Source organism: Geomonas subterranea (assembly GCF_019063845.1).
Lineage (GTDB): Bacteria > Desulfobacterota > Desulfuromonadia > Geobacterales > Geobacteraceae > Geomonas > Geomonas subterranea.
The window spans coordinates 1,300,085-1,316,439 of sequence record NZ_CP077683.1 but is presented as its reverse complement, the minus strand read 5'-3'; the positions used below and the strand labels follow the sequence as shown (position 1 = coordinate 1,316,439).

The following is a 16,355-nucleotide window of genomic DNA, read 5'->3' as shown; positions in this document are numbered from 1 at the left end:
CATTCAACATTCAACATTGACTATTGAACATTGAACGGGGAGTCAGCCTCTCTCCACCTGCACGGTGAAGTCGTTCATCTGGTAGATCGCCCGGCCGTCCACGTAGAGGAAGCCCGCGGCGGTCAGGATGCGGTTGGTGTCGTCCACAGCGGTGACCCAGGCGACTACCGTGACCTCCTTGTTGGCCGGCACCACCTGTCCGCGATAGAGCCAGCGGTGCTTGCGCTCCAGGGCAACGGCAGCGACGGTATCACCCTCACTCCAGCCCCAGCGCTCCACCGCCGCGAACTTCATCAACTGCAGGAAGGACTCCAGCCCGAGCGACCCCGGCGTGACCGGATCCTGGTAGAAGTGCGCCTTGAAATACCAGTCCTCGGCGACTACCGTCTTGGTCCCCCTCAGGTAGCCCAGCCCGGCCGGGCCGCCGTCAGCGACATACAGATCGATCCGGTCGATCATCCGCAGCATCTTGTCCGGGAAGGGATGCTGCTCGGGGTAGGGGAGGGAACGGCCGCGCCCGGCTTCCTCGGCGCTCGGGATGTACGGAACAGCCTCCCTGATCCCCACCTGGTTGGCCAGCGCCTCCTTGGCGAAGAAACCGAACATGGTCTCGCCTTCGTACAGCACGCCGTGGCGGTCGGCCACCGAGAAGTCGAACTCCTGGATGATCATCCCGCCGCTGGTGGCGGCCTTGGTGAGGGTCGCCGTAGCGGTCAGCGTGCCGCTTTGCGGCGTGACCGGGCGGTGCTGGACTGCCGTCCCCCCCAGGTTCCGGAAGGAGATGTCGGTCGGGCTGGTGAGGGCGGAGCCGACGTATGCCGCGAGCCAGCCGCAGGGCTGCAGCGCCGCTTCCAGGAGTACCGCGAAGGGCATGCGCGGCTGGCGGTCGGCGGCAAAATACCACTCGTCCACCGGGATGTCGTACTGGGCCTCGGCCATCGCGCCCGGCACCATCTGCCACGGCTCACCCCTGAGGCCGGTGACACGGTCCATGAACTGGAACGGTGGGCCGGGGAGGCGAGCGATCTTCCTCTCGCTGTCGAACACCTTGTAAAGCTCCCCGAAACCTTCGGAGGGGTTGCCGTTGCTGTAAGCCAGGATCTGCTTCTTCGTGTAGAGCGCAGGCTTCTGATCGTAGGCGGGCACCGGCGCCGGCGCAGGGATGAAGTTGTTCGGCTCCGGGGTGTTGTGCCGCCACAGCTGAAGCAGCGCTTCACGGGTAGTACCGGTCAGGCGGGCCGACATGTTGGTGATTTCCACGATGGGCTTGCCGTCGGCGTACATCAGGGCGTCGACGATGGCGTACGGTTCGGGGCGGTAGCCAAGCTCGCGCACCGTCACCTCGTAGGTCACCACCTTGGTGGTTTCCAGGACCTGTCCGCGACAGCAGAGCTGGCTTGCGACGCCGGGGACCGGCTGCCATGCGGCCGCATTGGACTCCGCCACCCAGCCCAGGCGCAGCAGGAAGATGCGCAGCGTGTGCATGCAGCACTCGTACATGAGCGTGCCGGGCATGACGCGGTCATCCACGAAGTGGCAGGTGATGAACCAGTCGTCCGGGTGGATGTCCGCTTCGGCGCGGATGAAGCCCAGGCCGCAGCGCCCGCCGTCGGGGACCAGTTCCATGACCCGGTGCACCAGTTCCATCCTGCCGCCGGGGATGGTGAGCGGGCGTTGGACCTCAAGCCCCGAGAAGAGCGGACCGAAGCATCCGGCCAGGTCCCCGCGGCGCAGGGCGCCCAGGTGCCGCGCGTCGTAGGAGGCGGGCTGCATGGGAACCAGGTATTTCCAGTCCGCCGGGAGCTTGCCGGTGCGCGGACGCAGGTCTATGGCGCCGCGTACGATCCCCTTGCCGGCATCCAGCTCTTCCTGTGAGAAGAAGCCGGCGCAGCCGTTGCGCATGGACAGAAGCGGCTCGCCGTTCACGGTGGCCTCGAAATGGAAGCGGAACAGGTAGGTTTCGCCCTGCCTGAAGAAGCGCTCGATGCGGATGTCGTAGTTGATGGTCTCGCCGGGAGCGGGAAGCTCGCGGTGGAAGGTCACCACGGCGTCCAGGAGCCGGTACACGGCCAGTCCCTTGGTGATGAAGTCGATACCGAGGTAGCCGGAGAGGAACAGGTCGGCCTGGCCGGCCTCGACCGCGATGCAGGTCGGGATGCGCCCGCCGTCCAGGTACCATGCGCCGGGATGGACGTCGTGCTGGGTGACCACCCGGCCGCTGGTCATCGATTTCGGCTCGCCCTCGAGCGCCACGATCCGGTGTACGAGCTGTAACGGCACGTCCGGCAGCCTCACCCGGGTGGGGTAGGTGTCAGCCTCTGCGAACGCGGGGCCGAGCATCTTCGCCACCGAGCCGATGGCGAACTCCAGGCACATGTCGTAGTCATAGAGCGCCGGGAGCGCCCCGGGGTAGGGCGCGGCCGGAACCGGAGCCTCTACGGGAGTGGTCATCGCGGCAGGTGCAGGTGCGGACATGGCGGCTGCGCAGGTGGCGGCAGCCCCACCAAGGACATCCTGCTCGACCGGAACCCCGGCGGCAAGCATCTGCTGCTGGATGGAGATCTGCAGCGCCAGGGCGTCCGCGATGGAGCGGCTCAGGTCGTTAGCGACGCGCAGGTAGGTGTCATGGGCCTGCTGGCGGGCCTGCTGCGCCTGGGCGAACTCGCGCAGCAGCGGCTGGACGGCAGCCTCGGGGGCGGGCACGTGCACGATCGCGCCTGGTGCCGGGGGAGCCTGAGACGGTGCCACGACTGTCTCCGCGGTGTTCGCTTTGGGTGCCATAAATGCGGGGGGCGCGCTGTTGAATTGAGCCATATCTTCTTTAGCTGCCGCATTTTTTTCCGGCGTACTTACCGGGATACCTGCGGACCGGATTACCGGCGCGACACCGGGGGCGGCAGCGGGTTGGACCGGACGGACGGCTGCCGCCGCAGGCTGGACGGGCGCAGCCGGGGCACCTGCCGCAACCGCGGCCGCGGGTGCAGAGGGCTCCTGCCGGTCAGTGGGGAGGCCCGGGGCGAACGGAGCGCCACCGGTGGTGAAGCGAAGCCCCTTCGGCTCGCTGACGATCACCGACGGCTGCACGAGCTCCGGTGCCGCGTGAAAGAGCGGCTCCAGGTCAACCGGGACCCGCTCGGCGGTAAGCTGGGCCAGCAGGCGCAACACCGCGGAGTTGGCATCGGTGCCCGGCTGGCAGACGGAACGGGCCACGTGGGGACGATTGTTGAGGATGCGGCCGATCATGCGGCTGCAGGAAGCGCCGGGCCCCATCTCGATGAAGTAGCGGATACCTTCGTCGTAGGCGGCTTCGATCACCTTCGGGTAATCGATCCCCTCGACCGCCTGGGCCAGGATCGATTCGGCCGCGCTGCGGCGGTTCACCTGGTAGGCGCTCCCCGCGGCGCCGCTGTAGAAGGTGACCCCGGCGGGCGGAGTGGTGTTGAATACGTGCAGGTCGCGGTAGGCGTTCGCCACCTGGCGCGCCACTTCGCAATGCACGGTGGTCACGCCCTGCAGCGGGAAGAAGCGGCAGTCCAGCATGGCGACCAGGTGCTTCACCCACTTCACGTCGCCGCCGATGACGCACTCGTCCGGCGTGTTGACGATGAGGAGGTAGACCCGGCTGGTCTTTTTGAGCGCGCGGCGCACCTCGCGGGCCGGGGCGTCGACCACGCCGATGCTCCAGTTGATCTCTTTCCCCTCGGGCTCGCCCCAAGCCTCGCGCGCCGCGCGGCATTCACCGGCGAGATCGCGGGTGAACAGAGTGGAAGCCTTCATGCGGGTCAGCATGAGGTCGCGCTCCGTCCAGGTGCGGGTGGCGAAGAGACCGGCGGATTCGCCCAGGCTGTAGCTGATGACGGCGCTCGGATTGATGCCGAAACGCTGCACCACGTCGGTGACCGCACAGCCGGTCGCCACCTGCCCGAAGATCACGGCGAGATGGTTCTCGTGCACGCTGTCGATGGGCGCGCCGTTCCAGAAATGCTCCGGCTGGAACTGTTCGCGCAGGTAGAGGTTCTCCGCATCCTGGCGGCGGTATACCTCGGGCCAGCGGGCGGAGAGCTCCATCCCCATGCCGGCGAAATGATTGCCGGAGCCGGGATATACGAAGCCGATTTTGCCGCTTTTGCCGATGGGTTTGGCGTTGAAGAAGAGGCGGTCGCGCTGGGACGGATGCAGCACGGCCTCGGCGTACGCCGCGTCGGAGCGCAGGATCCGCTCTCCCTGCAGGCAGAGCGAGGCGAGCTCGTCGGCGCTGCGTGCCACCAAAGAGACCGCGAGCGGCGCGCCGGAGGCGCTGCTTTCCTTGCAAACGCGCCGTGAGAGGAGGGCCATTTCCGGTGCCGGCTTTCTTTCCGCCGTTTCCCGAAGCTGCTGCACCCCTTCGGCAAGCTCCTGGCGGTTCGTTCCGGTGATGCAGAACAGGAACTCGTCCCAGCCGCCCAGCGGCGCCACCTGCTCGACGGACGCCCGCCCGGACACCTTGTCATACCCCTGCAGCACCACGTGGCTCACGCTGCCGTCCACGCCGAAGACGCTGACACCGGCCTGGCGTGCGCCTTCGCTGCGATTTCTCAGCCAGTAACGCGATCCTGCCGGGAGGAAGAGGGCGCCGTTGCCGGAGAGCTGCGCCACGGGACGCTCGCCGGTGCGTGCACCCGGGATGATCTCCTGGTACAGCGCAAGGCAGCCGCGTACCAGCGAGGCGAGGCCCGAGGCGGCGCCGGTGTGTCCGATATCACCCTTTACGCTGGCAACGGCCACGCGCCTTGGGTGGGCGGTCGGCCCCGGCTCGTCGAAGAACTCGGTCAATGCGGCGGCTTCCATCCGGTCCTCGGCCGCGTTGCCGCTGCCGTGGGCCTCCAGAAGACCGATGCTGGCTGGAGCGACCTCGGCCTCGCCGTAGGCCCGCTCCAGCGCGTGACGGTAGGCGGGGACGCCGGGAAGCATGACATCGCCGCTTGCGCTGCCGATGCCGCCGATAACGGCGTAGATCCGGTCTCCGTCGCGCTCCGCGTCTTCCAGCCGCTTCAGGATGACCGTTGCGGCACCCTCGCCGATGACGGTGCCGTCGGCGGACTGGTCGAAGGGGGTGACGCTGCCGAACCCGGAGTAGGGGCGGTTCAGGTGCTGGCCGATGGCGGCCCTCAAATCGCCGGCGAGATCCACGGCGCCGACGATGGCGCGATCGATCTCGTCTGACTGCAACTGGCGCACGGCGGTTTCCAGGGCGCGCAGGCCGGAGCTCTCCTCGCTGGACATGGTGAAGCTGGGGCCGCCGCAGCGGAATTCACGGGCTACCCGGCTCGCGACCACGCTTCCCAGGGCGCCCATGGTGCGGTTCGCGGTGAGGGGCGGGCCGGCGTGATCACGCAGTTGCGCGATCCATTGCTCCAGTTCCTCCGGGGAGAGCTGCAGGCCGAGCTGGCGCGCCCATGCCTCCGCTTTTTCAGTGATGGTCCAGCGGAAGGCGAAGTTGGTGCTGTTCAAGTCGAGGGCGATGCCGACGAAGACGCCTGCGCGCAGGTTGTCGCCCCGGTCCGCTCCGGCGTCCTTCATGGCGGCTGCGGCCGACTGCAGCATCAATAGCTGCTGCGGCAGCATCTCCTCCAGCTCCTTCGGCGGGATGCGGAACTGGTCGGTCGGCTGGGCGAACTGGTCCAGGTAGTAACCGGCGAAGGGTGTCTCCTTCAGCTTTTCCTTGTCAAACCAGGCGCTTTTTTCGGCGCCCCACCAGTCCTTGGGGAGGGAGGTCTTGGCCCCCGCGTCGCCTCCAAGCACCCGGGACTGGAAGGACTTCAGGTCCTGCCATGTCCCGAAGCGGGCGTCGAGACCGACCACCGCAACGGGACCTCCCTTTTTCGGGGGGGCGGCGACGGCGGCAGCTGCCCCCTGCGGCAGCCATTCCTCTACCAGCAGGTGCGCGTTGATACCGCCGAAACCGAAGGCGGACACGGCGGCGCGGCGGGGTACACCTTCGGCGCGCCGCTGCCACCGGGTCGCGCCCTTCAGGACGCGGAAGGGGCTCTCCTCCAGGTGGAAGTTTTCCGGCGCCTTGGTGAAGTTGGCGGTAGGGGGCAACGTCTCCTCGGCCATGGCCAGGAGCACCTTGGTGAGCGCGGCGGAGCCGGCGGCGGTCAAAAGGTGACCGATGTTGGACTTGACCGAGCCGATCACGCACCCCGTGCCGGAGGCGTCCCCCCAAAGTTCGCGGAGGCTCCCGACTTCCGTGGCGTCACCGACCGGGGTGCCGGTGGCGTGGCACTCGATGAGATCCACGTCCTGCGGCGACCAGCCGGCCTTGGCGTAGGCTGCACGCATGGCGCGCAACTGCCCATCGGCCATGGGAGCCAGGAGGCTTCCACCGACGTCGTTGGAAAGCCCGATCCCCTTGATGACGCCGTAGATCCGGTCCCCCTGCGCGATGGCGTCCTCGAGCCGCTTGAGCACGAAGATGCCGGCGCCTTCACCCACGACGAGGCCGTCGCCGGAGGCGTCGAAGGGGGCGCAGATGCCGCGCCGCGACAGGGCGCGCAGCTGGGCGAAGCCCATCTGGGTGTAGAGGGGATCGGGGCGGGACAGCCCCCCGGTGAGCATGGCGTCGGCGCGGCCGGAGATGAGCTCGTCACAGGCGAGCTTGATGGCGTAGAGCGAGGAGGCGCAGGCGGCGTCCAGGGTGCCGCAGCCGCCGCCAAGGCCCAGTGCTGCGGCCAGGAATCCGGCGGGAAGCCCGGCCACGTAACGGTTCAGCGGGTTCGGGATGGGATCGGTGCCGGCGTGCCCGAGGAGCTTTTCCTCGAAGGTCCGCCCCAGGAGGGCGCGGGAGAGTTGGGCGGATTTCTCGCTCGGAAGCGCCAGGTTGCCGATGATGACGCCGACGCGGGAGCGGTCGAGCTTCGCCGTAACCGCGCTGTCGAACGCCCGCTTGCCTGCGTGCAGCAAAAGGTGGAAGGCGGGGTCCAGCCCCTCGGCGAGTTTCGGGTCGATGTGCAGGCCGGAAAGCCCGGACGGCGCGGGGACGGCGTCGATGAAGCAGCCGCGTTTGGAGTAGACGTGGTCGGGCTTCCCCGCCTCGGGATCGAAGGCGGCGTCGGCCGGAAGGGCCCAGCGCCCCGCCGGGACCTCGCGCGCCGCGCTCTTGCCGTTACGGATGTTTTCCCAGAAAGTTGTCAGTTCCGGCGCGTCGGGAAAGATCCCGCCCATGCCGACGATTGCCACGGAAGGCGACTGCTGCTTCATGCCTATGCCGCCCCCACAACCGTTACGGTCCTAAGCTTGTTGCGCTGGAAGGCCTGTTTCAGGGACGGGTCGATCACGCACTCGTACCCTTCGAGGCGCGCCACCAGTTTGCCGCTGCTGCGGTCGAGGAACTCCATGTCGGCGCTGGCGCCGTGCTTGCTCTCGGAGGTGACGCGGATGACCACCTGGACACCCTCGCGGGGGAAGGTTTCCTGGAACTGGCGGTAGCGTGCCGCGAAGCAGGGGAGCGAACCGGCGCCGAAACGCTCGAAACTCCAGAGGATCATCATCTGGAAGGCGCTGTCGAGGACCAGCGGGTCGGTGAGCCAGGAGCTTCTCAAGGGGCGCCGGATCCATTTTCCGGGTGCCGGGGCGCCCTTCACGGAGGCCGCGATCCCCTTGGCGGAACAGCCGTCCACCTGCTCGATGCCGTGCAGGTCCGGGCCGTGGAACAGGCGCTCGTTGTTGTAGATCACCCCGTCGTGCGGCACGTACGGTGTGCTGGGGATCTCCTTGATGGAACGGATCCCCTCGGGATGCTTGGTGGCCAGAACGATTTCGGCACGGGCGTGCAGGATGGTCTTGCCGTTCACGCCCGGGCTGGAGAGCTCGACCGGAACCAGCCAGAACGATTCACGTTTTTCGGCGCGCCCCGCCATCACGTTGACCGTGAAGGGGGTGTTGTCCTCGAAGACGACCCCCTTGCAGATGCGCAGGTCGTTGAAGCCGTGGAAGCGGAAACCGGGGTTGCCGTGCAGCGCGCCATGGGCGAGCCACTCGACGATGACCGCCATGGGGAGCACCGCTTTCCCGTCGAGCACGTGCGAGCGCAGGAAGGGGTATTCCGGCACGGTCAGCGTGAGGGAGAACGCCTCGGAGAGGTTCTGCGGCTTGCCGGTAGCGGGTGCGGCAGCGCCAGCCTGGTCCGGCAGCTGGGCGATGGCCACGATCTCCACCGGTGCGTCGGTCGCGGATATTTCGCGGGCCAGGAACTCGCCCCCTTCGGCGAGGCCGATGACGCCGATCCCCTCGGAGGCGAACACCTTCTTAAGCGCCGGGGTGACCATGCCGCCGTCCCACGGTCCCCAGTTGATGCTTACGCAGCGGCAGCCGGAACGGCGGCGCGCCTCGGCCTGGGCGGTCTTGTTCAGCACCTCGTTGGCCACCGCGTAATCCACCTGTCCCACGCGGCCGAAACGGCCGGTGGAGGAGGAGAAGAGGGCGACGAACTTGAGGTCGTCGTTGCGGGTCGCGTGCAACAGGGCGCGCAGGCCGTGCACCTTGGTGCTGTAGACCTGTTCGAACTGCTCGGGGGTCTTGTCGACGATGAGCCGGTCGGCGAGGACGCCTGCCCCGTGCACGACGCCGCGGATGGCTCCGTGGGCGCGGCGCACTTCGCCGAGCAGGAGTTCCATGGCGCTCTGGTCGCGGATGTCGACCGAGCGGTAGATGGCCTCGGCGCCGGTTGCGGCGATGGCAGCCAGGGTGGCGCGGAGTTCGCGGGCGGCCACCACCGAGCGGTAACGCTCCTCGATCTCGCGGGGATGCAGCTTCCCGGTGGCATTTTGCATGATGGCGCGCTTGATCTCGGCTTCGTCGGTGACGCCGGCAAGCCAGGCGGGCTCGTCCTGCGGCTCGGGACTGCGTCCGAGGAGGACCAGGAAGGGATGGTATTCCTTGGCGAGCGCCAGGGCCGAAACGGCAGTGACGCCGCGTCCGCCACCCGTGATCACCACCACGTCGCCCGGTGCGAGGACCGGGTCGACCGGAGCGGGTGCGGAAGGGAGCAGGGCGGTCTGCAGGCCGAAGCGTCCTTCCGGGGTGAGACCTACTTCCACGGGGCCGCGACGGAGCATCTCGATGGCGACGGCGCCCGCAGCCGCTGCCGGGTGCGGGAATTCGCCCAGGTCGATCGCCTTGCAGACGACATCAGACCATTCGAAGGCAGCGGTCTTGGTAAGGCCGGCCAGGGCGCCGGAGAGCGGATCCTTCAACGTCTTGCCGGAGCCGAAGCCGAATGCCCCGTCCAGGCGGGAAACGGTGATGCAAACGGCGCTCTCGGCGCGTCCGGATTCACCCAGGGCCGCAGCGGCGTTCTTCAGGAGCAGGAAGGCGTTTTCCAGGAAGAGGTCGTCGGTGCCGGCCACCGGCGCGCAGATAACCAGGCCGGAGAGCTTGCCGGCAGGAGCGATCTGCCGGGCCTGGGCCGCGTCGATCTTGCGGACCGAGCAGCCGTGCTCGAGGAGGATCCCGCAGAGCTCGGCTGCGAATGCGGAGCCGTCATCGGTAACCCAGATCTCGCCGTCGTTGGCAAGCGTGATGGCATCGTCGTCATGGTCCTGAAGCAGCACGGGAACGACGGAACTGCGCTGGATGGGATGCGCGGGGCTGGGCGCGGGCGCTGCCGCAGGGAAAGCCGCGGCGGCCACTGTAGGGGCGGCCTCTGTCACGGCAGGGGGCGCGACCTCAGCGGCGGCCGGAGCCGCAGCCTGTGCGGGGGCCGCCAGGAAATTGGCGATATCGCCCAGCGTGCGCAGGGTCCCCAGATGTTCCGGCCCGATGGCGGGGGAGGCGGGGAGCCTCTCCTGCAGGGCGGACAGGATCTCGACCCGTTTGATGGAGTCGATGCCGAGATCGGAATCCATCCCCATGGTCATCTCGAGCATCTCGGCCGGATAGCCGGTCTTGTCGCTGACCACCTCGAGCAGGGCCTGGCTGACGGCGGCGTGATCGAGAGCGGTTGCGGCCGGGGACGCGACCGGGGCAGCGGGCGCGGCAGGAGCGGCAACGGCTGTTACGGCGGGGGCAGGGGTGGAGCCGGAGCCGGAACCGAGGTAGCCGGCGATGTCTCCCAGCGTGCGCAGGGTCCCAAGGTGCTCGGGGCCGATGGTCGGGGACCCCGGGAGGCGCTCCTGCAGCGTGGAGAGGATTTCCACGCGCTTGATCGAGTCGATGCCCAGGTCGGAATCCATACCCATGCCGAGTTCCAGCATTTCCGTGGGATAGCCGGTCTTCTCGCTGACCACATCCAGGAGAGTAGCCGTCACATCGGCGGCATTGCTGCTCGATGCCGCGGAGATGGTGGCCGGAGCGGCGGCGGAAGGCGCGGCGCCTGCGGCAAGGTGACCGGCGATGTCGCCCAGGGTGCGCAGGGTGCCCAGGTGCTCGGGGCCGATGGCGGGCGAGCCTGGGAGGCGCTCCTGCAGCGTGGAAAGGATCTCGACGCGCTTTATGGAGTCGATGCCGAGGTCGGAATCCATCCCCATCTCGAGCTCGAGCATCTCGACCGGATACCCGGTCTTCTCGCTCACCACGGCGAGGAGGGTCTCGGTCACCTGTGCAGCGCCGGCGCCTGCCGTGGGAGCGGCAACGGCGGCAACAGGTGCGACCGCGGCAACGGAAACCGTGCCGGCGGCGAGGTGCCCGGCGATGTCGCCCAGGGTGCGCAGGGTCCCCAAGTGCTCGGGGCCGATGGCGGGCGAGCCCGGGAGGCGCTCCTGCAGCGTGGAGAGGATCTCGACGCGCTTGATGGAATCGATGCCCAGGTCGGAGTCCATCCCCATTTCAAGCTCAAGCATCTCCACGGGGTAACCGGTCTTCTCGCTCACGACGGCGAGGAGGGTTTCGGTGACGTGGGAAGGGGAGTTGGAAGGGGGACAGGCACCTGCGGAGCCAGTCCCCTCGCTGGTGACGGCGCTCTCAGGGGAAGCGGCCGAGGCTGCGCCTGCGGCGAGATGCCCGGCGATATCACCCAGGGTGCGCAGGGTCCCCAGGTGCTCGGGGCCGATGACCGGCGAGCCGGGGAGGCGTTCCTGCAGCGTGGAGAGGATCTCGACCCGCTTGATGGAGTCGATGCCGAGATCGGAATCCATCCCCATGTCGAGTTCAAGCATCTCGATGGGATACCCCGTCTTCTCGGAGATGACGGTCAAAAGGGTCTGCGTGATGTGACCGGCGTCGGGGCCTTTAGCGGCCGGGGGTGCCGGGACTGCGGGCGCGGCCGGAGCCGATGCGACCGGTGCCGGGGCGGCCTTGACCGGAGCCGGAGCAACAGCGGGAGCCGGGGGGGCAACGGGGACCGTGGCGGCGTGGACCGGTGCCGGTGCGACAGGAGCTGCGGCGACAGCAGCCGGTACGCTCTGACGGGCAACCGGAGCGGCAGGCGCGCCCATGATGAGCTGCTGTTGCTGCTCGAGGAGTGCCTGGAAGGTCTTGGCGGCGGCCTCTTGTCCTTCCAGGAAGCGGCGATGCAGCAGTGCCGTATCCTCCTGCATTTTCTGCAGGACGGCCATCCCCTCGCGGGCGAGGCGCAGCGACTCGTTCAGCCCCGCGTGTGCAGCCGGCTGCGCTGCGGGCTGAGGCTGATATCCCGGCGCTGCGGGTGCAGGGTGCTGGTAGGCTGCCTGCGGCGGTACGGCGGCTGCGGCCTGCACCGGGGCGACCGGAGCTGCAGCGGGTGCCGCGCTAGGCTGCACAGCAGCGATCACGGCAGGTTTCGGCTGGACCGGCGGCTTCTTCGGCTTGGCCTTCACGTAGTTGGCTCCGCACAGCGGGATGGTCAGCGCGGGTCTTTTGCCGGTGGGCGCCGGGGCAGGGCGGTGCCCCTCGTCCCAGAGCGGGAGGTTCACGCCGTAGCCGAGCACGGCAAGCTGCGCTACGGTCCGGGCCAGGTCCGCGACGCCGGCACGTTTACCGGAGGAGGCGTCGACCGCGAAGGCCAGGTGAGGACGATTGCCGAGGATGGCCTGCACCAGCCCGGTCAGGCGGCTGCCGGGGCCGACCTCGACGAACGTGGTGATGCCTGCGGCGTACATCGCCTCTATCTGGGCGACGAACTCGACCGGCTTGGCGAGCTGGGCGGCAAGCTGCGCCTTGGCTGCGGCCGCATCGGCCGGGTACACGGCGGCGGTAGTGTTGGCGTAGACCGGGATCTTCGCCTGCGGCATGTCGATCTTTTCCAGTGCAGCGAGGAACGGCTTGGCGGCATCGGCGACCAGCGCGCTATGGAAGGCGGCGGCTACCGGCAGCTCCTTGCACGTGAGCCCCAGCCCCTTGAACACGGTGACGGCGCGTTTGATCTCGGCGCTGGTGCCGGAGAGAACGGCCTGGGCCGGCGCGTTCTTGTTGGCGATGACAAGGTCGAGCTTTTCGGTGGTGACCACCTCGGCGATCCTGTCGAGCGGCGCGGAAACGGCAAGCATGCTCCCTTTGTCCCCTGCGCCGGCGCCCATCAGCGTGCCGCGCAGGCGGGACAGCTCGTGCAGTGCGCTCTCGTCGAGTCTCCCCGCGGCACACAGGGCCGTGAGCTCGCCGTAGCTGTGCCCGGCGACGGCATCGGGCTCGACGCCGAAGTTCCGCAGCACGCGCAACGCACCGAGACTAGTGGCGCCGATGGCGGGCTGGGCGGCCTGGGTGGCGCGCAGTTCCTCTTCCTGTTTGGCGCGTGTCGCGTCGTCAAAGGAGGAAGGGGGGTAGATCAGGTCCGATAGGGTTCTGCCGTCGGCAGTGACAAATCCCTCGTTGGCAGCGGCAACGGCGTCGAACACCTGAGGGAAACTGCAGGCGAGGTCGTTGAGCATGCCGGTGTACTGCGATCCCTGCCCGGGGAACAGCATCCCGAGCTTACCAGGAGCTGCGCCGCAGGCGAAGTAGGCGCCGTCCGGGGTCTGCCAGGCCGATTTCGCGTTCTTGTCCAGCATGGCGCGTGCGTTCTTCACCAGCGAGGCGAGGTTGGTCTTGCCGCGCTCCACGACCAGCGCGAGACGCAGGGGCGCTTTCCCGTCAAAGGAGCTGCGGGAAGCGAGGGCGAGGTCGCGCAGGGCGGCCCAGGCGGCGTCCGCGGGAACGGCATCGAGCCTGGTGGCAAGTGAGGCTGCATCGGCGCCGGAGAAGGTGAAGATCTGGGTGTTGCCGTCCCAGTCCACGCCCTGTTTCTTGGGTTGGTACTCCTCGAGGACCACGTGGAAGTTGGACCCGCCGAAACCGAAGGCGCTGACCGCCGCTCGGCGGGGGGCGCCGGGACGGGGGAACCAGGGGCGCTTGCCGGTCGGAAGGTAGAAGGGGGAGTTGTCCGCCACCACCTCTTTTTGCGGGGTCTGCACCTTGATGGTCGGCGGAATCACCTTGTGGTGCAGGGAGAGCGCCGCCTTGATCAGGCCTGCGGAGCCTGCGGCCGCCTTGGTGTGCCCGATCTGGGACTTCACCGAGCCGAGGGCGCACCACGGGTTTTCGGCCTTGCCGTACACCTCGCGCAGCGCGCTCACTTCCACGGCGTCACCGACCTTGGTGCCGGTGCCGTGTGCTTCGAGCATGCCGATGCTTTCCGGCGTCACCCCGGCGTTGCGGTAGGCGTTCACCAGCGCCTTCTTCTGCCCGGCGGCGCTGGGAGCGTAGATCGCGTCACCCTTGCCGTCGCTGGAGGAACCGATGCCGCGGATCACGGCGTAGATCCTGTCGCCGTCGCGCTCGGCGTCCGCGAGCCGCTTCAGCACCACGATCCCGAGACCTTCGCCCAGGATGGTGCCATCCGCCGAAACGTCGAAAGGCTTGGCGTTGCCGGTCGGGGAGAGCGCCGGCGTCTTGCTGAAGCACATGTACATGAAGATGTCGTTGAAGGTGTCGATGCCACCGCTCACGACGAGGTCGGACTTGCCCGACATCAGCTCCATGGAGGCGAGGTGCAGGGCGCTGAAGGAGCTGGCGCAGGCCGCGTCGACGACGCAGTTGGTGCCGCCCAGGTCGTACTGTTTGCTGATCCTCCCCGCGACCACGTTGCCCAGGAGCCCGGGGAAGGAGTTTTCCTGCCAGGGGACGTAGGAGTCGGAGATCCGCTCGACCACGTCTTTCGCGGTTTCCTCGTCGACGCCGGCGTCCTTGAGCGCGGAGCGCCAGACCGGGTGCCCGAGGCGCGCTCCCAGCGGGATGACCAGCTCAAGCGTCCCGGTGACCCCGAGGATGACGGATACGTTGCTCTTGTCGAAGGCGCGCTCCGGGCCGTAGCCGGCGTCCTTGAGCGCCTGCCCCGCTGCAACCAGACCGAGCAGCTGGGAGGTGTCGATCGCCTCCAGCACGTTGGGCGGGATGTTGAATTCCATCGGGTTGAAATCCACCGGGGAGAGGAAGCCGCCACGGCGTCCGTAGGTGCGGTCCGGGCTCTTCTGGTCCTCGTCGTAGTACGCGTCCAGCGGCCAGTGGGTCGGGGGGACTTCGGTGATGGCGTCGACGCCGTCAACGATGTTGGCCCAGTAGGCGTTTTTATCCGCGGCCTTCGGGAAGAGGCAACCGATGCCGATGATGGCAAGCTGAGTTCCGTTGCTGGGGTTGGCGGGTTTCAGATCATCAGTTTTCAACAAAGGTACTCCTTGATGTGTGCGAGTTCGAGGGGTTGCGGTGCGATCTCTTCCAGGCGCAGCTCGATGCCCTGGCTGCGCAGGAAGTTGGCGCGGGTCAGGTGTGCCGCACCGTGCAGGATGTTGAGCGCCACCGTGACGATCTTGCGCTCGGCGGCCGCCTCGATGAAGGAGCCGGCGGCCCATTCGTTGAAGGCGCCCATGGCGGGGCCGCACCACACCTGGTAATCCATCTTGCGGCTTTCGACGCCGTCTTTTGCCCAGTGCGCGCCCATGCCGAGGTACCACCGGAAAACCAGCGCCATCTTGTGCTTCGGGTCGCGCTCGCTGCGCTCCACCTGGGAAGGGTCGCGTTTGAGGAAGTAGTCCCGGGTGCCACGCCAGATTTTTTCCAGCGGCGCCAGGAACATGGTCTTCTCCAGCTTTTCGCGCTCCGCCGCCGGGATCTCCTCCATGCTGCCGTAGGCGCGGTAGAGGTCGTACAGCTTCGCGGCGCGCATGGGGAACATGGTGCCGCGCTTCAGCACCTGCACGGTCACGCCCATCTCGAACATGTCGGCGGCGGGGGCCATGGTGACGTCGGCCTGACGGGTGACGGCCAGCATCCCGCGCACGGTATCGGAGGTGCCGGATTCGACGCAGGCCTGATTCACCGACCCGGTCACGACGTAGGCGGCGCCCATGGCGAAGGCGGCCGCGGCCGAGGCGGGTGTGGAAACGCCGCCGCCAAGGCCGACGCGGAGTTTGCAGTCGTAGCCGTACTGGCGCTCGAGCCTTGCGGCGAGCGAGTTGATGGTCGGGAAGAGGGCCATGGCCGGGCGGTTGTCGGTGTGGCCGCCGGAATCCGCCTCGGCGGTGACATCCTGGGCCAGCGGTACCTGAGCGGCCAGTTCGGCCTGCTCGGCGGTTATGGAACCGTTTTCCACCAGGGCGCGCAGGAGCTTCTCTGGCGCCGGGGCGAAGAACTTCGCCGCCAGTTCCTCGCGGGAGACCTTGGCGATGATGCGGTTGGGGGTGACGATGCTGCCGTCGGCGGCGCGCTTGATGCCGTGCAGGCGGTAACGCACCAGGGGGAGGGTCAGGGCCAGGAAGGCCGACGCCTCGATGATGCGCACCCCCTTGCGGATGTAGAGTTCGGCCAGCTCCTTCTCGAGCTCCGGCTCGTGCGGCGAATGGATGAGGTTGAAGCCGTAGGGGATGTCACCCAGGGACTGCTTCAGGCGGTCGGCGGTATCGGAGACCGTGGAAATAGGGAGACCGGCGGCGCCGAAGAAGCCGAGCATCCCGGCGCGTCCCAGTTCCTCGGCCATGGCGGCGGAACTGATCCCCTTGGCCATGGAGCCGCCGACATACGGGTAGCGGATGCCGAGCTCGCGGCAAAAGGACGGATCGCCCAGGTTTTCCGGGAGGCAGGCGGGGGCGTACCCGACGCACGACTGAACGCTCCCGGCGCCACCGAGCTGGGGGGCCAGTGCACCGTCCCGCTGCACCAGGTACAGGGGGTGGCGGATGTGGCGGAGCGCGTCTCTGAGGCTCATAACTGCGGGTTGGGAACTTTCGGATTTGGCAGAGCAAGCACCAGACTCACCCTGAAGTGAAAAAAGATCCAAACGGGATTCTCCTGTTGCCACGAATTACAGAGGAATTGCGATGGCGTAAAGGTACTGAACCGGCAGAAGGACAAGGCTTGGGCACGGAAAAGGATGGTGAACGCACAGTGTCGACTGCTGCACCGACAGGCGGCTCCGGCTGTAAGCAATGGTACCC

The 16,355-nt window shown here is 67.8% G+C and carries 3 protein-coding genes; all 3 read right to left on the bottom strand.

Annotated features, from left to right (window positions below; translation table 11 throughout):
• Window positions 1–42 precede the first annotated feature (42 nt).
• Genes KP001_RS05675 through KP001_RS05665 form a run of 3 tightly spaced genes read right to left on the bottom strand, consistent with a single transcriptional unit; the run spans window position 43 to window position 16,198 of the window.
• Window positions 43–7,239 (bottom strand): beta-ketoacyl synthase N-terminal-like domain-containing protein, encoded by a 7,197-nt coding sequence (locus tag KP001_RS05675; RefSeq protein WP_217288585.1) that lies wholly within the window; start codon window positions 7,237–7,239, stop codon window positions 43–45.
• Window positions 7,240–7,241: 2 nt separating this feature from the next.
• Window positions 7,242–14,588, bottom strand: coding sequence for a type I polyketide synthase (locus tag KP001_RS05670; RefSeq protein WP_217288584.1), 7,347 nt, complete (start codon window positions 14,586–14,588; stop codon window positions 7,242–7,244).
• Window positions 14,585–16,198: a PfaD family polyunsaturated fatty acid/polyketide biosynthesis protein gene (locus tag KP001_RS05665; protein ID WP_217288583.1), complete on the bottom strand. Its 1,614-nt coding sequence runs from the start codon at window positions 16,196–16,198 to the stop codon at window positions 14,585–14,587. Before KP001_RS05665 ends, KP001_RS05670 begins: the two co-directional genes overlap by 4 nt.
• Window positions 16,199–16,355: the final 157 nt, after the last annotated feature.

Bases quoted from the DNA above. Each gene is read 5' to 3' on its own strand.
- KP001_RS05675 (WP_217288585.1), bottom strand. From the start codon at position 7,239: ATGAAGCAGCAGTCGCCTTCCGTGGCAATCGTCGGCATGGGCGGGATC.